Genomic DNA, 21,577 nt, shown 5'->3' on the forward strand with positions numbered 1-21,577 from the left:
TATGAACACCTAAATGTACATATATTGCTCTAATATTGTTTCATCATCCTTCATTTAGCAGCAAGATATTTTATAGTTACCCTCCCCTCAATTCGATCTTTCACAAAGCCAAAGTCGCTTCGGTCAAAACGCGATCAGTAGCCTAAAAACACGTCCGGGATCATTCAACCATGATTCCAAGGCCAATTGTGCATCCTCCACCCGATAAATAGCCGTTATCAGTTCTTCGATCGGGCAGGTTTTCATTTTCAAGTAATTCATTACCGCAGCAAAATCCTTTGCCGTGGCATTGCGCGACCCGCTGATATCCAGTTCCTTTTTGACAAAAAACTGTGTATCAAAAGGAATCGCTTCCTTTGCATACCCGATATACAGCACTCTGCCTGTATATGCAGCGGCAGCAATGGCCGCCAGGTATGTTTCCTTTCGGCCAACGGCTTCGATAACAACATCAGCTCCCATGGACTGAGTCAACACATCCAACCTCGCATGCAGATCTTCCGTAGCGCTATTAATCGTATACTTTGCGCCTAGTTTTTTCGCTAGTTCGAGCTTTTCAGTACTCACATCGACAGCAATGACTGTAGCTCCCCGTAATGCTGACCGAATGATCGCCCCCACTCCGATCATACCGCATCCGAATACCAATACAATATCGCTGTCTGTTACCGATGCTCGGTCAACGGCGTGGAAGCCCACACTCATAGGTTCCACAAGAGCCAATTCTTTGGATGAAAGCTGTCCCCCAGCGATGATCTTTTCAACAGGTAAGACAAGATATTCAGTCATGGCGCCATCGCGCTGTACACCCATAGTCTCGTTGTAACGGCAAGCGTTGGGCCTATTATTCTTACATGCGGTACAAACACCACAGTTGGAATACGGATTTACGGTAACTTTTGTACCAACCTTAAGATCAGTTGTCACATTAGTCCCCAATTCCACGACCGTTGCCCCAATTTCATGCCCTGGTATGACCGGCAAATTGACCAATGGATTCAACCCCCGAAAGGTATTCAGATCTGAACCGCAGAATCCAACATAGTCTACCTTTACGAGGACATGTCCATCCTTAACAGTCGGTTGCGGAATATCCATGATTTCCACACATCCCTCTTTCACTATTTTTATTGCTTTCATTTATAAATGGCATCAAGATTTAAATAACAATTGCGTTGATTATGAATTGTACCAAAGCTCATATCGGAATTGATGAGATTTCCTGTTTTGGAATCTTTACTATGATCGTATAGTCAAAAATAATTATATAGAATGGAGAAAGGAACTACATTAGCGATAAAAACTAACACGATATCGATCCATCCCCATATATATCACAAAACCTCTCTTTCAAAAATACCAAATAAAGGAAGGTTATTAACGATCAGACAAATTGCTTGATGCTAAAAAAATATTGCTCAGATGAGTTCAGCTACTAGTAAAGCTGGTATGAAACCATAGCCTTCACAAAAAACAAAACGCTCGGAATAATTCTACAAAAAACATACAACGATCTCTTGGAGATGCGTTGATTGCGCAAAAAAACACATTATCGACAACTGTAGGTAAAAAGTGCTATTTTTTTTAGAGAAAACGAGTATTATTGTATCTGAGATTAATATCGTATCTAACTATTTTTCCGCTTCGCATAATGATAAATAACGAAAAGAATAAACTAGATTTTACACTATTGAATATTGGCTATGCGGAACATCTGGCAGATTGGAACTTTCAAAATATTAAGAGTCCCTTTGCAAGAATACATTATGTATGTGAAGGTGAGGCATCTATTATTTTAAAGGATGAAATCATTAAACTTCGCCCCGGCCATCTCTATCTTACACCAGCCTATATCCATCATAGCTATGCCTGTTCTGCTAAACTCTCGCTCTATTACATCCATATCTATGAAAATCCCGAAATTAGGTCAAGTATTTTTGATCGTTACACTTTTCCAAAGGAGATCAAATCTGATCAGCTATTGGAGACTGTCATCCAGCATCTCTATGCCTCGAATCCAGGTCGTGAGTTAAAAATTTACGATCCAAAGGGCTACGATAATTCTTCAGAATTAATGAAAAACATGGCACTTCAGACGGCTTCGCCTTTCGCCAGAGCCTCCGAAAACCAAGCGATCATTCATTTGTTAATGAGCCGATTTCTAGCAGAAGCAACCAACAAAATACCACAAGTAGAAAAACGACTTTTGCGTGTGCTCGATTACATAGACGAAAATATCCATCATCCAATTTCAATCGAACAGCTTGCCAATCTGATTTTTATCTCCAAAGATCATCTGATCCGACTTTTCAAAAAACAGATGAATGCCACACCGGTACATTACATCAATCAAAAAAAAATAGAAAAAGCACAGTTGATGATGTTAATCGATGAAGACAATATCCAACAGCTGTGCTTTAAATTGGGCTTTGAAAATATATCTTATTTCAACAGACTCTTTAAAAAAATAACGGGCGAAACACCTACGATTTATAAACGTCGAATAAGCAGATAAAGCAACCCATTATGAATAAGATCTTGAAGACGTTGCTTTCGTTGCTAATTATGATGCCCCATCGGTAGCTTGATTTTCTTTAACTCCTCCAAATTATGTATTGGCCGCTCCAACTCGTAAGGAATCGGCTGACGCGAAAAACACTGAAAGTACTGTAGACAAGCATCTTTCCACCAAACTGCATCTCTAGCTTGGATTCTCAGTTTAGCTTGAACAGCCAAAAAACGTGGTCGATCAATATATTTTTCCATACGATCCCAAACTTTTTGAAACTCCCTCACTTTTTGGACACCGTGGTCATAACGGAAACATAATTCGGTCCAAAGCGTATTGCCGCTATTCATTCGATAATTCCAGGAAACATGATGAAACCACAATAAAAGATTTTCCGGACAGGTGGATATATTCCCATAAATCTTGTCCAATGGTGGATTATATTGTGTTACAGCACGACTTCCATTAACCGTTCGGTCAAAGCCCAATCCCACGCTATCCGCATTATGGTAATACCATGGCATCCAGTCTGGACGTCCCCCCGGAATATCTCCCCAAGGTTCTGGGCCGTAATGATGCTCAAAAGCAAAAAGGTGATGCAGGCCTAAAGGCATCATATAATCGACTGCTGCCTCCCGTGATTCAAGCATCAGCTTCTTTATAGGTTCTACAAACTCCTGGACTCCCGTAAAAGTCATTCTTATCCACTCATCCGCTATCTGAACCGACGACAGGTTATTGTTCCAAGCCAAACGACCAAAGGCATACCAGTTGGCTTGGGCAAAATGATGCCCCGTCCAATTGGTATCCAAACCAATATTGGCGACAGCAGCGATTGCAGTTTTACGTCCCAAATGCCCCCTACTGTCGGTCAATTTTGACACCGTTTGCCCTTTCCCATTGGCATAGGTATCACTATCCAATACTTCCTTAAACAAAGGAGCCAAATAGACCAAATGATTAGAAAAGCCTAGATATTCCTGTGTCAATTGAAATTCGAGCATCTTTGCTGTATTTGGCATCGCACCCAACAGTGGATTGAATGGCTCTCGGGGCTGAAAATCTATGGGCCCATTTTTTACTTGAAGAATAACATTGTCCCGAAACTGGCCATCAAGGGGAACAAACTCTTGATAAGCCTGTTTGGCACGGTCATCTTTGGTCGGATGATAGACAAAAGCCCGCCAAAACACTGTACCGCCATAAGGACTTAATGCATCGGCAAGCATATTAGCCCCATCCGCATGGGTTCTTCCGTAATCTTGCGGTCCTGGTTGTCCTTCAGAATTCGCTTTAACCAAAAATCCACCGAAATCCGGAACTAATGCATAAATTTCTTTGACTTTGGATTTCCACCAGCGCTTAACTTCCTGATTTAAGGGATCTGAATTGGTTAAACCGCCTATATTTTGGGGTGAGGAAAAATTGATTGACACATATACTTTAATGCCATATTTACGAAAGACATCCGCCAATGCTTTAACCTTTTTCAGATAATCCGGCTTCAAGAGATCCGACGAAGCATTCACGTTATTCAATACCGTCGCATTAATTCCTATTGAAGCATTGGCTCGTCCATATTGTTCATATCGGGGTGAAAGTTTATTCGGCAACTCCTCCCAGTTCCATAATGAATGCCCGGCATAGCCGCGTTCTATTGTCCCGTCGAGATTATCCCAGTGGTTTAAAACCCTGATATCATAGGCAGGTATTTCAACCAATCCCGAGCGGGGTATCCCTGCTCCCGTTTCCTGAAGACGTAATAAATGATAAACAGCATATAATATACCCACAGATTGGCCGGCAATTATATAAACCTGATTTTCGTGTTGGCTAATTTGATAGCCGTCTTTTAAATCCTTTCGGCTAGGATCTAATTTTAAGATGACATCCCCTCCCTTCCAGTAACATTCCAGTTCCTGTTTTGCCAATGCCAAGGTTACATCGGTTGATTTTCCTTTGATAACCTGGATGGTGCCTACAGGTTTTACCTGTTTTGAAAACCGCAGCCACAATTGGCTACCATCCTCCGACCGTAAAGTAGCGGGGAAAATAAAAAGCGACGCCAACAATAAGAAATGGAAATACATAGTATACCTCATCCGTAAAAAACTAATACATCTTTTAAGAAGACAATCCGTCTATTGGCTTAATATGACCATTCTCATCATACGTCAACTCAATAACTTTCATGCTTCTGAGCCAGGTCTTTCCTCCAGATGGAACCGAGTCGTGATAAAATAGGTACCACTTGCCCTTGAATTCCACGATGCTGTGGTGTGTGGTCCAACCAACAACAGGCGATAAGATCACCCCTTGATAAGTAAATGGTCCATAAGGATTGTCTCCGATGGCATAACAAATCAAATGGCTGTCGCCTGTAGAATAGGAAAAATAATACTTTCCTTGATATTTATGCATCCAGGAAGCTTCAAAAAATCGCTTTTCCGTATCCCCATGCTTTAATGGTTTGCCCTCTTTATCTAAAATAACTAGATCCCGCGGCTGTTCCGAAAACTCCAGCATATCAGCAGACATCTTGACAACCTTAGGCGACAATGCAGTTTCATCAGATTTTGGCAATTCATTGGGCGAAACAATCTTATTATTCCGATAAAATTGGAGCTGTCCACCCCATATACCACCAAAATATAAATAATAGGAACCATCTGTATCTTTAAAAGCACATGGATCAATACTGTAGCTTCCCTTAATTGGATTATCCTGCGGCACAAATGGTCCATAGGGTTGGTCTGCCATAGCGACACCCAGTCTAAAAATATCGTTTTTGTCTTTCATGGAGAAATACATATAGTACTTCCCATCTTTCTCGGCTACATCGGAATCCCAAAGCTGACGACCGGCCCAGGGAATTTTTTTTACATCCAATACCTTTCCATGATCAACAACCTCCGCATTGATATCTTCTAGGGAAAATACATGGTAATCCTGCATATCAAAATGGTCGCCGTTATCATTTTCGGGGATGCCGCTTTCCCTATCGTGAGAGGGATAAATATAAATTTTGTTTTCAAAAACATGTGCTGAAGGATCAGCCATGTAATCTCCGGGATATAAATACTTACTTTTGTTCATTTTTCTTATTTCTTTTTTTTTTTAATCAACGCAATAATATCCTTTACAAAAGGTTTGGGCTGATAATTCCGGTCAAATAACAACGGATAGTCTGTACGTCCCGGAATAGGCCAGCCATTCTTCCATGAGTCTCCATCGCCAACACCCCACAATGTCACACGTGATATTTTATCCCGATGTTTGAGATATAAATTAAAAAACGCTACATATCTCGCTCCCAACTCATTCATTTTCGCTGCAGGAAGTCCTTTTTCGTACGGATTCATCGCTTTACTGTAGGCATGACGCTCCCCTATTTCCGCTCCCATATTGGGACGTACATGCGGTAGGACCGAAATATCCATTTCCGTCACCATTACCTTCGCACCAAGCCCCGCAAATCCGAGTATGGTTTTTTCGACTTCATCGACCGATGGATTGTTCAATGCATTGTGTTCCTGCATACCAATTCCAGTGACCTGCCCACCGGCAGCCTTTACCTGTTGCACCATGCGCATAATACCCTTTCTTTTTTCGGGGATAGCAGTTGAATAATCGTTATAATATAATTCTGCATTTGGATCTGCCTCATGCGCAAATTTGAAGGCCAATTCAATGAATTGCGGCCCGATGATCTCGTAGAATTTGCTTTTACGCCATTCTCCATTATCCAATATGGCCTCATTCACCACATCCCAACCAAATACCCTTCCTTTATAGCGGGAAACAACGGTTTGTATATGCTTCCGCATGCGTTCGATAAGTACCTCTCGGGTGACTTCTTTCCCATTTTTATCGACAAAAAACCAAGCTGGTGTCTGCGAATGCCAAATCAGCGTGTGACCGATAATTTGCATTTTATTTTTTTCTCCAAATGCGACAAAGCGGTCCGCATCTTTAAAATCGAACTCACCTTCCCTTGGTTGCAAAAACATACTTTTCATACAATTTTCGGCAACTATGGAGTTGAACTGCGTTTTGACCACCGCGACCGCTGCCTGATCGCGCTCCCATATCTGATCAAGGTTTAATGCTGTTCCTATAAAAAATTTACCCTCAAATGCATCTTTCAAGGTCAATGAATCAGGAGCCCGCTTCAGGTTCTGCAAAGTGGCTGAAGCAGCAGGACCAAATAGTAAGGCTGCTACCGCCACAACAATAGTTTTTAACATCTTCATGGTTTATTTTTGATTAAGTATGTCTTGATTCTATATCTTGGTTGATTTTGTCGATCGTTATATCATCCAGTTCGTATTTGGAGATAACATACATCGCGAGCACCAAAAGAACGGCAGGAATAACAGCCACCAACCATAGAATTCCCTTTTCAGCCAATGCAGATTGTCTTACTGCATTATCTTTATCAAATTCAACATAAGTCAGTACCAATCCAGGGACGACACCTCCCAATGCCATTCCAGCCTTATAAAAAATACCTGTCAATGCATTGACAATACCCGAAATACGCTTACCGGTTTTATATTCACCATAAGATATGACCTCAGGCACAAGAGCCCACATATACCCCGTAGCGACGATTACACCCGTTGACTTGATAAACTGAGCAGCCAATACCAGTCCAATATTATTCTTGAGTGTCTCGTTGGATGAAATTATGTACAACATGAGCATTCCAAGGATAGCGATACTCAGAAAAACATAAAACATTTGCTTCTTCCCTATCGTACGTTTGATAGCCGGCACCAATGGCATAAAAATAAAAGCAGGCAGGGAGCCCAGAGCCATAAAATAAGGCAGCATATCCGGAGCATGTACATTATAGATCATGTAGTAGGATCCTGCCGAATTACCGATGGCCATCATCGCAAATGCTGTAATGAAAAAAAAGGCCAAAATACGCAAAGGCCTATTGTGCTTAAATTCTCGCCATAGATCAGATACGCGAACATTATCCGTATCCTTTTCATCCATAATAACCCGTTCTTTTGTTTGTGAGAAACAAAAAATCAGAAGGGCCAATCCGACTAAAGCATAGATCAGCATCGTTGTAAACCAGGCTTCGGCCGAATCTTTTGAGTTTATCTTTCCATCCGGAGCGAGATATTGTACGACCAGCGGTACGCCATACCCAACAGCCAGCCCGCCCACGTTCGCCATAAACATGCGCGTCGATGTTAGTTTTGTCACCTCGTCCGTATCCCTCGTCAAGGAAGCATTTAAAGCACCATAGGGAACATTCACTAAAGTATAAAGCATTGAAAGGCCAACATATGTAATATAAGCGTAGGCCAAAGAACCCGAAAATCCATTCCAAAAACACAGAATTGCAAACCCTGTCAATGGAATTCCTCCCAGCACCAAATAGGATCTGTACTTTCCCATCCGGGGATTTCCCTTATCGACAAATGCACCTACAATGGGATCCCACAGCACATCCACAATTCGGACAATGAGAAACATGACTCCTGCCGAAGCAGCAGAAATTCCATAAACATTGGTATAAAAAATCAGGAGGTACATCGAAACAGTCTGGTAAATAAGATTCTGTGCAAGATCACCAGCGCCAAACCCCACCCGTTGTTTCATTGAAAGTTTGTAAAAACCTTTAATAGGCTTTACCTCTGTTATACTTTGATCCATATAATTGGTTATTCGATTAGTTGAATTACAAGGGTAAAACTACAAGTAGCTTTCTACCGGGAACCAATACAAATGTTTTATATTCCAATAAAAATGTTTAAAAAAGGCTGTCCATTTCCATTGGACAGCCTTTTTCTACATGTTTGTAAAACCGCTTACCGGCTAACGGTTCAATTCTTTACATACTTTACAAGATAGCTTTTGGTTTGTCCTTTGTAAACACAATCGACCTGTGCGTAACCAGTCACCGAGCTGCCTTGTTTAACTTTGATTTCAACTTCAGGGTTATTTGCCATAGCCTTCACCACAGGAATCTTCTTGTCGTTGGTTTCCATTGGAAAAGTAACTTCATAATGGTTGTAACCAACGATGCCGTTCTCATCGGTAGATCGCACAGGAATCGAAGGCAACATTAGTTTTTTTCCATTCACTGTAATCGTAACCGAAGGCGGTACCGGACGTTCAATTTTTTTGTCTTTCGAACTAAATCCCAATCCTATAAAATCAAAAAGGGGCTTGCCCTCTTCACCCTCAGCGACCAGAAACAAGGCATGTTTGCCATCCAAGTGATCGACATAATTAGAAACATCCACTGTAAATTGCTTTACTGTTGTCGCCGTATTTGCGGGAACTGTTATTTGAGCAATACGCTTTCCTTTCCAGGTTTCATTATCCCAAGGACCATCCAGCCACACATTGACCTTAAATGAAGCTTGTGTTTTTGGTGTAATAAACAGATTGAAGGTGGTACGATTTCCTTTTTTTGTTCCCTCAAACGCCTTTAATCCGAATTTATCCTGTTTCAGGCCACCAAAACCAAAATATTTAAAACCTGCGATAGTTCCATTTTTCATATTTGTCACAGGCATATGGTTATCCCATACGTCCCATGAATCCTGTTGCAAACTGATATCTGAAAGATAACAGGCATATCCAGCCGAGTAATACCGATAGGGGTCTAATCCATAGAAATGGAATCCTTCCGATGTCACCTCTGCACCTTTATATTCTTTTCCCTGCTTATCTTTGATGGTTAAATTTTCTTGAAATGGGTCAAAAGCTCGGATAGCAACCATCCCACCATCTTTTACGCTTTTTTCATCCCACGAAACTCTGATAGGTTCTACTACCGCCTGACGTGCAAAGCCAAATCCGCGTGGCGGTCTATGGTAAAATACGTACCATTGTCCATTAATCAGTTCGATACTGCCATGGGTATTATGCCCCGCATTGCTGGTTTCGATAGCCGATCCGTCTTTATTTAATACTGGAGCACGCGAATCGACCAAAACACCACCACTCTTCCAAGGCCCCAATGGCGAATCTGCCACCGCGTAGCGCAAGGTTGAATTTGAGCTCCCTACCCCATATTCAGGACCTGAATACCCACTGTATACCGAAACATATTTGTTGCCGACTTTACGAATTGATGAAGCTTCAAAAAAATTAAAAGTTCCTAAATCCTCGCCCTCAAAAATATTAGGATAGGCGGTACCTTTTGGATCACGCAATTCACCATATCGTGCACTTGCTGGCAATAGATAATTAATAATTTCGGTACCTGGTCGTAGCGAATACATCGTTTTCTGATCTAACTGTGCCGCCATCGAGCGTTGAAAACCCCAAAAACCGTATGCCCGGAATCCAATTTCATAATCAGGATCTTTGGGATCCGTCACATATTCAATGTAAATGGCCGGATCAAACCCTAAGATACTTCCGGGCAAAGTACGCTTACCGTCTTCCGTGAGGTTTATAGGTTTAAAGGGGCCATTCGGTCGATCGCCTTTGACTACCATTGCTTCACGTTTATCTCCTCTGCTGTGTGGAAACAAGTAGTATTCTTTTTTTCCATCTTTACGTTTGACCTCTACAAGATCTGGGGCATACATCACATCCCATTTTCCATCAATCGGATAGCTAAAAATAGCACCCTCGTCTCGCCAGCTCGTTAAGTTTTCAATCGGCGCTGACCACATCCGAATGTCAGGCCCACAATAACTCGTAAAACGTAAATCATGGGAACCAATGATATATGCGCGATATTTCCCCGGCTGGTCAGGATCTTCAAAAACACGGGGTTCACCATCAGGGAGATGCTCCCAAAGTGGTAGGTATGGATTACCTATAGACTGGTGCACAAACCCCTTACTGAGATCCTTCACCATATTTTGCTGCTGCCCCAACGCCCGTGTTGTTGATAAAATTCCCGTAACGGATAATAACAATACCATTGTCCGTTTTTTTAAGACAATATTTAGTCCCTTCATAAATTGATTATATTAATTACTTAAATTGCTGAATTATATTTTATACTTTTCAATTGATTTTTTTTCCTCGAACTACTCATGCTACCAATTATCGGTACGAAATGGCACAGCTAGCATTCCTTCCTTGTTGACTAGATTTGCATCTTCGGGATTATTGCTCCATGCATAGCGGACTGCCTGTGGATTGCTGATCTTTGGATGACTCAATACAACCTCATTCACACGTATAATTGCATTCGCCCATACGAATTTTCGGTCTGAACCTGCAATCGCAAAATGTTGCAATTTTTTACCATGACCGATAGCCAGTCCCTTTCCAATTTCGTTGAATGAAACGACAACTTGATTTCCATCGGTCCGCATATGTTTAAACCGTGGGCCGGAAGCGACTACCTGTTCGCCATACAACATCTTACGCGCGCATAGAAATAATCGCTTTGCCATATCCTTCTTATTTAGCGGATGTATATCGTTCCACTCACCAAGATCATAAGTCACGGCGAGCGCTGTTAAAGGAACCTCTTTGCTAACCTCAAATTGAGCCTCCCTGATCCTTGCCCAGTTAGACTCCGCCGGTACCGTATCTTTGGCCATAAAGTTGGGCAGCTGCACCATCAAAAAAGGAAGCTGAGGCTGACCAAATTGCGCGCGCCAATTACTGATCAAACGAGTAAGGTAGCTTTGATAATAGGATGGATCACCCGCATTTGCTTCCCCTTGATACCAGAGAACGCCTTTTATTCCATAGCCGCGCAATGGATAGATCATTCCGTTATACAGGCCCGAACCAACCAGCCCCAAATGCCGCAGGCGGCTTTTATACTTTTCAACTTCTTCCTGGTCAATCGCAATTTGCCAACGCCATTCGCCTGCAAGATCAATACATACATCGTCCAATCTAATCTCATAGGATTTATCGGGTGTAAATCCGCCATCCCCTCCATCCGATCGCAGGCGCACAGTTAAATTATTTCTTCCTGCATGAAGTATCCCTGCAGGAATATCGTAAATCCGTGGCGGGTAACGGTAGGCAGTAGAACCTACAAAATGACCATTGACATACACCGAATCGCTATCGATCAAAGTCCCCAAATACAACTTGGCATGCCGCCCTTCTTTAGCTTCCGGAACAGTGAAATTCTTACGGTAATAACGTACCCCTTTAGTAGTTCGCTGCGCTTTTTCCCAGTATTCAGGCACCAGCACCGTTGGCCAATCCGAATCGTTATATTCTTCTTCTGTCCAATAATCCGCTCCCAGATCTCTTTCGGCCAACCGAAGGCTATCGACAGCATGTTGATCTAGCAACAATTCAGGAAAGTTTTTCAGATATTTCTGATCAATCCAGCGCTCTATTCCTGATCCGCCGAGACTAGATACGATCATTCCGACAGGAATACCATTATGCCGATAGGACTCCATCGCATAAAAATAGGCCAATGCCGTCCAATTCATAACATCAGAGGCGATTCCCGAATGCCATCGTTCACCAGAAGGTATATCTTCCTGTCTATCCACTATACTATTTTGTGTCGGCACCTTGAAATAACGGATCATATGATTATTGGATTCATTTATTTCAGGAAAACGTTCGACAAGCCGCTTAATAGGTGTCTCCATGTTGGACTGGCCCGAACAGAGCCAGACATCGCCAATTAACACATCCCGAATAACAATGTCATTGATCTCCATGAGATAAGGACCACCGTAATGCTGTGGCGGGATATGCACAGACCACTTACCATCCCTACCTGCTTCTGTATAATAGTATGCACCTCTAAAACGAAGAGTAATCTTTTCGCCTTTCGCTGCCCATCCCCAAATATTGAGATCGATATCCCGCTGTAGAACCATCTGGTCCCCCAGGATTGCTGGCAACCGTACACTGGCAGCACATGGTAGTAGTCCGAGAAGCCAAACAGTAACCAGCGTTAGACGATTAAAAAAAGATGAAAAACAAAAGAAATTTTCTATTCTAAAAAACATATTCTACCACTTTACCTTCCAAATTTCCAACAATCGAAAAACAGAATATTCGACGGAGCCTTGCCTTTATAAACAAAGTATAAATCGTGTATTCCCTTCACTTTATCGGCTAGTACGGTCTCCACTGTAGTCCACCGGTCATCGCCCCCTGTCATAGGAACTTGTATGGTAGCTAATAAAGCCCCGTCGATCGCTCCCGAACGAACCTCCATGCTGACTCCACCGTTATGTGTTGTTCCCACCCGTGCAAAAAAAGTGCGGGCACCTTTCTCACCAAAGTCAACATTTTTCACACAGGTATAAGCTCCATCTTTCCTTGCCTTTATAAAAACACCTACTTTTTCACGCTGATAGGATTTAACGTGCTCGGACCAAGCAATCATTTCGGCCTGATGAAGTTCGTAAGGGTTTACATTTGCTAGCCCCTGAGTAATTCCTGCAGTCATTTTCATCGGCGGGATACTGCCGTCTGGATTAAAGTTTAATTCCTGCACAGCAACAGAGCGCGTGAAACCTCCCCCGCCGGGTAAAGCTCCATTGTGATAAAAGAAATAGGTCTTTCCTTTAAAATCGACAACACCAGGATGGTTTGTAAATGCTTTTCCTTCGGCTGACATGACTACACCACCATACTTCCAGGGACCTTCGGCTTTTTTGCTGGTCGAATACCCAATAAATTCAGGTAAAGGGCCTCCCGGCCAAAAAAGATAATACAAGCTGTTTCTTTTGTACAACCAGGGACCTTCCTCGTAGGTTGTAGGTCGTTTCGGATCTCCCGCTCTTTTTCCAAATGATGCTGCTGTCATCGGAACCTCAACGATATCACCCGCATAAGAGATCATATCTTCATTCAGCCTGACATATTTCAGCTGAGGATTCCCCCAGTACATATGTGCCTCACCATCGTCATCAATAAACACAGTCGGATCGATATCGCCCCATTCACTCTGTAGTAATGGTTTTCCCAAGGGATCATGAAAAGGTCCCAACGGACTATCAGCAACTGCAACACCGATCGCACCACGATTGTTGAGTTTAGAAATAACAGGCACATATAGATAAAATTTACCATTCTTTTCAACACATTGCGCCGCCCAAGCATCCCCTTTTGCCCATTCAAAATCTGTATAAGAGAGAATCGCACCATGGTCGGTCCAGTTCACCATGTCATTAGTTGAATACACCCGCCAATTGTTCATATTAAACCAGGTGGATTCTTCTTCATCCTGCGTGGTATAAAGATAAAGCCGGTTATTATACACTAATGGTGCCGGATCCGCCGTATAGGATGTCTGTACAATCGGATTTTGTGCTTTTAACGTATTTATTGAAGGCAAAAACAGGAATTGGAATCCAAACAGAAATAACGTAAAAAATTGTTTTCTCATATCATCTTAATTTATGGTTAAATGGAAGTAATCAAAATCTACGTAGCCACCAGCCTCTTTACTCGCATAGTTAAAAAGTCCGAACCTATACCCCATAAAATGAGGAATGGTGTAACTCATTTTTAGCACGTTACCTATCATCTTCCAATGGTGTCCATCGGTACTATAAAAAAATTGGGCCGTATCTTTTTTGTTTGAAAAATCGCAGTTTGCTTTAAGAAATATACGCTGCTGTTTGAGATTGATCTTCGCCAGTTCTTGTGGCGCCCCCGTCATCGCATTAATCATTACTAACGATTTTGTATTTCCTTCCATCCGGACTCCTACTAAACCATAGTTTTTTTGCAATAGCGATATTCCTGCAAAATCACCATCTTTCATGTTAGAAACCTCTACAGCAATAGCGGCGCTGCAGCTCGGGCCGATGGTGCGTTGCGTCAATGTATTTTTAGCTGAAAGAAAGTCATCAGTAAGGTCGCCGGTTCGCAGTCTCAAAAAGCCACGGCGTTCGGTCACTGACCAAAGATCAACAACTGGGTTATGGTTCCATTGCCATGCCAGGGGAAGGGCGGCTTGTCCGGCTTTCCGGTCAAAATCATCCGAGTCAACAATTCCGGGGCTTAAGCTTTTATTTGCGGGAAGATCCAATGTGGCCGGGACTTTTCCGTCAATACCAAGCACTGGCCATCCATCTTCCCATTTGACAGGAACCAAAAACGGAATTCGGCCTACAGCACCATAATCCTGAAAAAGATAAGCATACCATTTTCCGTTGGGCATATCAATCAGACCTCCCTGTGCCACACCCTGATCCTGCAAAACCACTTTCCCCTCATACGGACCTTCCAATTGGCTCGCCCGATGTACAATCACCGTGCGCATTCCTCCCGCTGGCCATGAAATATTAAAAAGATAATACATACCATTGATCTTAAACATTTGGGATCCTTCAGCAGGTAAACCGGCTTTGCCTTCTTTAGGCTTGGCGGGTAAAGAGGCATCGTCTACCAATACGCGTTGTGTTCCTGCTTTAACACCTGAAAAATCAGGCAATAATTCAGCAATATAGATACGTCCCCCACCCCAGATCATATATATTTTCCCCCCGTCAAAGAATAAGCTATGATCGTGCATCATCGGCTGAAATTCTTTCGAAACCCAGGGGCCATGTTCAATATCTGCTGTGTGGTAGACATGCGTTTTTCCTGTATTGGCCGAAAATGTACTGACATAGTACCGCCCCTCATGAAAGCGCAAACTGCTTGCCCAGGAGCCGTGCCCATACGCATTTTTATGGTTTGACAGATTGAGTTCATCCTGATCGCCAAGACGATCGTACGCATAATTAATCAACGTCCAATTGACCATGTCTTTGGACTTCATAATCGGGACACCGGGGTTCATGTGCATGGTCGTACTGCTCATATAATAGGTATCACCGACGCGTATCATGGACATATCGGGCACGTCAGCAAAGATGATTGGATTATGGGCTTGCTGCGCCAATGCTCCCAAAAACGGGATCATTAAGGAGAAGACAAAAGCGCCGATTTTCATTCTTAACATATTGACAGGATTTATTAGTCGCATTAATTTAGTAAGCCTTAAATTTATAATGTTTTCCAGGCAAGGTTTGTACATCGTATTCATAATAGCTTGGTAATTCAATTCCTTTCAGCTGTGAATCTGCAGATTGAATACTTACTGGTGTTATTACAGGAGCTAAAAGGGTATTAGTCTGATCGCCTTTTGCGATTTGAAGTTCAGATCCTTTCAATGGCGAAGCTGTCCGTAGCCGCAAATTACCGCCTAAAGGTGAAAAGACCATTACCTCCTTTATCTTCCCTTTTTTCCATTGCATTTCAATTTCAAATCCACCGCGCGCCTTGATCCCCTTTACCCAACCCTCTTTCCATTGATCAGGAATCGCTGGCAGCAGATGCACAGCGCCATCATGGCTTTGGACCAGCATCTCCGCAATACCCGCTGTTAAGCCAAAATTACCGTCAATCTGAAATGGAGGATGTGCCGTAAAAAGATTTGGATAGGTACGTCCATCGGGATGGTTTTCATCGGAAATGCTCAGCATTTTCTTTATAATTTCGTAGGCATGGTTTCCATCCAATAAACGGGCCCATAAATTTATTTTCCATCCAATTGACCATCCCGTCGCAAAATCACCTCGATATATCAATGAATTACGTGCAGCCTCAAACAATTTAGGCGTGCGGAACGGTGAAATTTGACTACCTGGAAACAATCCGTATAAATGGGATACATGCCGGTGCTGATTTTGAGGATCATCCACATCTTCCAGCCATTCTTGTAACTGATTAAATCGACCGATATGCATTGGTGGAATCCGCCGTGCCGTTGCCAGCAATGTATCCCTATACATTGCATCAACATCGAGCGCTTCTGCCGCCAAAGCGGTACGGGTAAGCATGTCGTGGCATAGTTGATTATCCATGGTCACGCCTGCCGCAAGTGGCCCTTGCTCGGGCGAAATTGAGGGACTCAGGACGAGCCATTTTTCAGCTGAATAACCGCGATGCACGACAAGCGCAGACAAAAGAAAGTCGCAAGCTCCCTTCATAACCGGGTAAAGTTGCCTCAAAAACTCTTTATCTCCCGTAAAGAGATAATGCTCCCAAAGATGTTGGGACAACCACAGCCCCCCACTTGGCCACATTCCGGCAGCCGCAAAATCAATCGGACTCGTCACGCGCCAGATATCGGTATTGTGATGGGCCACCCAGCCACGGGCATGGTACAATGTCTTCGCGGTTTCTTCACCACGTTCACTGAGTTCTTTGATCATGGAAAATAACGGCTGAAGCGTACTCGAAAGGTTGGTGACCTCTGCAGGCCAATAGTTCATTTCGGTATTTATATTGATTGTATATTTACTGTCCCATGCTGGTTGCATGGATCGGTTCCAGATTCCTTGTAGATTAGCAGGCTGGCCACCCGCTTGTGATGAGCAGATGAGCAAATAGCGCCCAAATTGAGCCAACAAGGTCACTAAGGCCGGATCCTGTGTACGGGCAAAGTCTGCAATACGCGCGGACAGCGGCAACTGTTGTTCGCTATTGGCATCCCCCAAATGCAGCTGGAATCGATTAAACTGTCTGCTGTAAGCAAGGGTATGCTGGTGTGAAGCCTGCTGATAGTCTTTGTCCATGGCCTTTTGCAATCTTTCTGCAGCCAGCTTATAGGGATCAGCTCCCAGTTGTTTATAATTTTGAAAATTACTCGCAATTGAAATATAAAGACAAACGGAACTTGCATCTTTTATATCAATCGATTCCTCTTTCACGATAAGCTGTCCATCGGTATGCTTTACTCCCGTATGAATCTGATAAACAACCTGCCCTTTAATACCTTCGTGATCGGATCCTCGTCCTTCTAAAATAAGCTTATCACCGGTTTTGTAAATAGTATGCTTCGACTCATTCTCATAAGTTAATGTGAAATTGAGTTTCCCCTTCTTGCTCGACTTTATTTTCATAACAATGGCATCATCAGCAAACGAAGTAAAAACTTCTCTGGTAAATGTTACCCCATCTACTGTATAACGCGACAACGCAACTGCCCGTTCAATATCCAGTTCGCGATAATAGTGCCGGTACCGTTCATGTCCAGGGAATCGCAGCAGAATATTTCCTGCCGTTTGATAGGGCATGCCATGTGTCTTAGTGAAGAAGGTTTCATTTGCAAGCTTATCGGCTTCAGCTGGTTTCCCATCGAATATATAATTCTGAATAGTTTTTAATGCCGCGCCGCCTTTCTTATTATCGTTGCGATAAGGACCTCCCGCCCAAATTGTTTCCTCATTAAGCTGCATACGCTCACAAGATGGAATTCCATAAACCATCGCGCCCAACCGACCATTTCCAAGCGGTAAAGCTTGTTCCCATACCTTTTCGTCTGCAGGCCGATCATACCATAGGGTCAATGCCGATCGCTTTTGGGCAAACAACAATGTAGTATGCAGTGACAAGATCGCAATGAATAGGCTTATGTACTTCCAAATAAATTTTTCAATCATTTTTCTTGATAGTATTTTTTGCAGTTTCGGAATTAATCATCAGGACTAACAAACTCATTTTAAGACCGGCCAAGGCAAACCGTCGAATTGTTTATTGCTATTATCAAATTAGTAAGGCCTTTATTTCTTATTTTTAAATAGCAATTGCGAAACATTATAGAGATCATTTCTCCATACATTGAAATCATGCCCGCCCGACTCCAGATAGTAAATATGAGGCACCCCATGTTCCGAAAGGTACTCATGTGTGCGCTTACTTATATTGAGCAAACCATCCTGGTTACCACAGGAGATCCACAGCAGTTTTAATTTATCTTTAGCTTCTTTCGGAACAGGCAGTAATTCCTGTGGCATCTTGGTATTGGGCGCGGAGGAAAAGCCCCCCACCCAGGCAAAAGTATCGATATGGCCAAGTCCAAAATTCAGGGCCTGTCCACCGCCCATAGACAATCCAAAAATCGCGCGGTGCTCGCGATCCTTGATAACGGGAAACTGCTTTTCAACAAATGGAATCAGGTCATCGAGCAGATCTTTTTCAAAAGTTGAAAACGCCGCTACCCGATCCGGTGCCATCACATTTCCACCAGCACGGTCATCTTCCATGGCGCGGCCATTGGGCATAATCACCAACATAGGTTCCATTTTTCCTTCCGCATACAGGTTATCGAAAATAACCTGAGGGTTTCCATGTCTGAACCATTCCCGTTCATCACCGCCAATTCCGTGCAAGAGATATAATACGGGGTATTTTTTTGCGGCACTGTATCCCGGCGGGGTATATAGCAGTGCTTTCCGCTTAACTCCTAAAGTTTTTGAAGGATAAACAAGGGAATCTATTTTCCCAGTCGATGTCAATTTTCGCTCAACATCAAATCCCTGTGGGGCAGTCTGCTGCGCCTGGGCCACTAGGCTGGCGGAAAAAACGCACAACATGGTGCAGATCATCTTTTTCATATTATAATTGGTTTAATAGCAAATAGATAGCGAGGCTATCGGCCTTGCAGGGACAATAGCCCAATTTCAACTAAATCACCACCTTCCTTTTGAGTACTCTTAATACCGCCGCTACAATAGCATCGGCGTTTAAGCCATATTTATCCATCAGCGCACTTGGCGGTCCCGATTCACCGAAGCTGTCGTTTACAGCCACATATTCCTGGGGAGTAGGCAATTGTTTTGCCAACAGTTGCGCTACACTATCTCCTAGTCCACCGATACGATTATGCTCTTCGGCTGTAACAACACAGCCCGTTTTAGCGACAGAAGTCAGTACGGCTTTCTCATCTAGTGGCTTGATGGTATGGATATTAATGATTTCGGCATCAATACCTAATGTTTCCAATTCTTCCCCGGCACATATGGCTTCCCAGACGAGATGTCCAGTTGCCAAAATAGTCACAGTTGTACCCGGATTGAGCATCACGGCTTCGCCGATCACAAATTCCTGATCTTCCGGGGTGAAAACCGGCACCACGGGCCGTCCAAACCGCAGGTAGACTGGCCCCTTGTGTTTGGCAGCAGCTAGCGTTGCAGCCTTCGTCTGATTATAATCGCAAGGATTGATAACCGTCATCCCTGGAAGCATTTTCATCAAACCTATATCTTCCAATATCTGATGGGTCGCCCCATCTTCACCCAACGTAAGGCCGGCATGCGAAGCCGCTATTTTCACATTTTTATCCGAATAGGCAATAGATTGACGAATCTGATCGTATACCCGACCCGTTGAAAAATTGGCAAATGTACCAGTAAAAGGTATTTTTCCACCGATGGTAAGTCCAGCTGCAATACCCATCATATTTGCTTCGGCAATGCCGATCTGAAAAAAACGTTCCGGAAAGGCCTTGATGAAATCGTTCATTTTGAGCGAACCGATCAGGTCTGCACAGAGTGCAACCACATTTTCATCTTCCTTTCCTGCTTCCAGCAAACCGGCACCAAATCCAGAACGTGTGTCTTTTGATTCTGTATATGTATATTTTTTCATGTTAATCTATTTCAAAATCGTCCTACGATTAGGCGATATAATCACCCAATGTTTCTGCATTCTGGTTTAAGGCCACAGCTAGTTGTTCATCACTGGGTGCTATGCCATGCCATTTATGTGAGCCCATCATAAAATCAACTCCATTTCCCATTTCGGTATGTAGCAACACCATTACAGGCATTTTAGTTCCGGTCGAAGCTTGGGCCTTTCGTAGTCCTGAAATCACAGAACCAATGTCATTACCGCGCATAACCTCTATAACCTTCCAGCCGAATGCCATCCATTTGCGGGGTAGGTCGCCCAGCGAAAGGACATCGTTGGTAGCCCCATCAATCTGCGCACCATTGTAATCTACAATAGCAATCAAATTGTCCATTTCGTTGTGAGCTGCATACATGGCCGCTTCCCATACCTGCCCTTCCTGCAATTCGCCATCGCCCATAAGCACATAAACCATGCGGTTATCTTGATTTAATTTTTTGGCTTGAGCAGCACCAATAGCGACAGAAAGACCTTGCCCCAAGGATCCCGAAGCGACACGGATACCTGGCAGTCCTTCATGCGTAGTCGGATGTCCCTGCAGTCTTGAATTGAGTTTTCTGAAGGTGGCAAGTTCATCGATTGGAAAATAAGCTGCTCGCGCCAACACACTATAAAATACCGGAGAGATATGACCATTGGAAAGGAAAAACAAGTCTTCCCCGAGGCCATTCAAATCAAACTGATCGTTTCGCTGCATCAATTCAAAGTATAAGCAGACCAACAATTCGGTGCAGCCCAACGATCCTCCCGGATGCCCCGACTGGCAACCATGCACCATGCGGAGTATATCCCTTCGGACTTGCTTAACAATCGCTTCTAAATTATGGATACTATGTCTTGTCATGACCATCTCAATTGTTACTTTGTGCGGCAACGCGTTTATGATCAGCTAAAAATTGAGCAAGGCCACTGTCCGTCAACGGGTGCTTTAAGAGGGAAAATATCGCCTGCAAAGGTCCAGTCATCACATCCGCACCAATTTTGGCACAACCCAAGATATGCGCACTATGACGTACCGAAGCCGCAAGAATCTGGGTAGGGAAAGCATAATTATCGTAGATCGTCCGAATTTCGCGAATCAGGGCCAGTCCATCGACAGAGATATCATCGAGCCTACCGACAAAAGGAGATACATAGGTTGCTCCGGCTTTGGCGGCCAAGAGTGCTTGCCCGGCAGAAAAGACCAGGGTGCAATTGGTTTTAATTTGTTTTGTACTAAAATATTTAATTGCTTTAATGCCGTCTTCAGTCATTGGAACCTTAACAACAATCTTATTGTCTAAGGCCGCTAAGCGCAAACCTTCCTCAATCATCGCGTTAAAATCAGTTGAAATCACTTCAGCACTTACATCACCGTCTACAATATCACAGATAGCTTTGTAGTGCGCATGTACATGAGCTGTTCCTGTAATCCCCTCTTTGGCCATCAGTGAAGGATTGGTCGTTACACCATCTAGGACACCTAAATTTTGAGCCATACGAATCTCACTGAGACTTGCCGTATCGATAAAAAATTTCATTTTTTTAGTTGATTAGTTTTGAATTCGCTAGATCTCCAGCGATTGGTTATAAGACAAAACTATAGCTTTCAACCAGATAGGATTGCAACAAATAAAAAAAAGAAGGGTAAAAATGTTTAAAACAGATTACCCTCCTAAAAAACTGACC

At 43.2% G+C, this 21,577-nt stretch carries 15 protein-coding genes; 1 reads left to right on the top strand and 14 read right to left on the bottom strand.

Going from position 1 to position 21,577, the window contains the following annotated elements; genetic code table 11:
- Positions 1 to 123: 123 nt before the first annotated feature.
- Positions 124 to 1,140, bottom strand: coding sequence for a zinc-binding alcohol dehydrogenase family protein (locus tag ACLCDV_RS18430; RefSeq protein WP_411971891.1), 1,017 nt, complete (start codon positions 1,138 to 1,140; stop codon positions 124 to 126).
- A 511-nt stretch (positions 1,141 to 1,651) separates the two neighbouring features.
- On the opposite strand from ACLCDV_RS18430, the gene ACLCDV_RS18435 reads away from it, so the two are divergent.
- On the top strand, positions 1,652 to 2,515 hold the full coding sequence (locus ACLCDV_RS18435; protein ID WP_411971892.1) for an AraC family transcriptional regulator: 864 nt from the start codon (positions 1,652 to 1,654) through the stop codon (positions 2,513 to 2,515).
- Positions 2,516 to 2,559: 44 nt separating this feature from the next.
- Here the strand turns inward: ACLCDV_RS18435 and ACLCDV_RS18440 are convergent, their stop codons facing one another.
- The 13 genes from ACLCDV_RS18440 to fsa all read right to left on the bottom strand — a co-directional run bounded on the left by ACLCDV_RS18440 (position 2,560) and on the right by fsa (position 21,429).
- Positions 2,560 to 4,611: an alpha-glucuronidase gene (locus ACLCDV_RS18440; protein WP_411971893.1), complete on the bottom strand. Its 2,052-nt coding sequence runs from the start codon at positions 4,609 to 4,611 to the stop codon at positions 2,560 to 2,562.
- Between the two features lie 22 nt (positions 4,612 to 4,633).
- Positions 4,634 to 5,605 carry a glycoside hydrolase family 43 protein gene (locus tag ACLCDV_RS18445; RefSeq protein WP_411971894.1) on the bottom strand — a complete coding sequence of 324 codons (972 nt, stop codon included), beginning with the start codon at positions 5,603 to 5,605 and terminating at the stop codon, positions 4,634 to 4,636.
- A gap of 5 nt (positions 5,606 to 5,610) precedes the next feature.
- Entirely contained in the window at positions 5,611 to 6,756 is a 1,146-nt protein-coding gene (locus tag ACLCDV_RS18450; RefSeq protein WP_411971895.1) for an endo-1,4-beta-xylanase, read from the bottom strand.
- Between the two features lie 19 nt (positions 6,757 to 6,775).
- Positions 6,776 to 8,185 (bottom strand): MFS transporter, encoded by a 1,410-nt coding sequence (locus tag ACLCDV_RS18455; RefSeq protein WP_411971896.1) that lies wholly within the window; start codon positions 8,183 to 8,185, stop codon positions 6,776 to 6,778.
- Between the two features lie 170 nt (positions 8,186 to 8,355).
- Entirely contained in the window at positions 8,356 to 10,455 is a 2,100-nt protein-coding gene (locus ACLCDV_RS18460) for a hypothetical protein (RefSeq protein WP_333624818.1), read from the bottom strand.
- 81 nt (positions 10,456 to 10,536) lie between these two features.
- The gene (locus tag ACLCDV_RS18465; RefSeq protein WP_411971897.1) at positions 10,537 to 12,441 is read right to left on the bottom strand and encodes a sialate O-acetylesterase; all 1,905 of its coding nucleotides are present in this window, start codon (positions 12,439 to 12,441) and stop codon (positions 10,537 to 10,539) included.
- Positions 12,442 to 12,452: 11 nt separating this feature from the next.
- Positions 12,453 to 13,829, bottom strand: a complete 1,377-nt coding sequence (locus ACLCDV_RS18470; protein WP_317665048.1) for a glycoside hydrolase family 43 protein — start codon at positions 13,827 to 13,829, stop codon at positions 12,453 to 12,455.
- 6 nt (positions 13,830 to 13,835) lie between these two features.
- On the bottom strand, positions 13,836 to 15,395 hold the full coding sequence (locus ACLCDV_RS18475) for a glycoside hydrolase 43 family protein (protein WP_411971898.1): 1,560 nt from the start codon (positions 15,393 to 15,395) through the stop codon (positions 13,836 to 13,838).
- A gap of 28 nt (positions 15,396 to 15,423) precedes the next feature.
- The gene (locus ACLCDV_RS18480) at positions 15,424 to 17,880 is read right to left on the bottom strand and encodes a glycosyl hydrolase family 95 catalytic domain-containing protein (RefSeq protein ID WP_411971899.1); all 2,457 of its coding nucleotides are present in this window, start codon (positions 17,878 to 17,880) and stop codon (positions 15,424 to 15,426) included.
- A 120-nt stretch (positions 17,881 to 18,000) separates the two neighbouring features.
- Positions 18,001 to 18,834: an alpha/beta hydrolase gene (locus ACLCDV_RS18485; protein ID WP_411971900.1), complete on the bottom strand. Its 834-nt coding sequence runs from the start codon at positions 18,832 to 18,834 to the stop codon at positions 18,001 to 18,003.
- A gap of 70 nt (positions 18,835 to 18,904) precedes the next feature.
- Positions 18,905 to 19,867 (bottom strand): transketolase family protein, encoded by a 963-nt coding sequence (locus tag ACLCDV_RS18490; protein WP_201669313.1) that lies wholly within the window; start codon positions 19,865 to 19,867, stop codon positions 18,905 to 18,907.
- A gap of 28 nt (positions 19,868 to 19,895) precedes the next feature.
- Positions 19,896 to 20,753 carry a transketolase gene (locus ACLCDV_RS18495; RefSeq protein WP_411971901.1) on the bottom strand — a complete coding sequence of 286 codons (858 nt, stop codon included), beginning with the start codon at positions 20,751 to 20,753 and terminating at the stop codon, positions 19,896 to 19,898.
- A gap of 7 nt (positions 20,754 to 20,760) precedes the next feature.
- Entirely contained in the window at positions 20,761 to 21,429 is a 669-nt protein-coding gene (gene fsa / locus ACLCDV_RS18500; RefSeq protein ID WP_411971902.1) for a fructose-6-phosphate aldolase, read from the bottom strand.
- Positions 21,430 to 21,577: the final 148 nt, after the last annotated feature.

This window comes from Sphingobacterium sp. Lzh-3 (assembly GCF_046764375.1).
Taxonomy (GTDB): Bacteria; Bacteroidota; Bacteroidia; order Sphingobacteriales; family Sphingobacteriaceae; genus Sphingobacterium.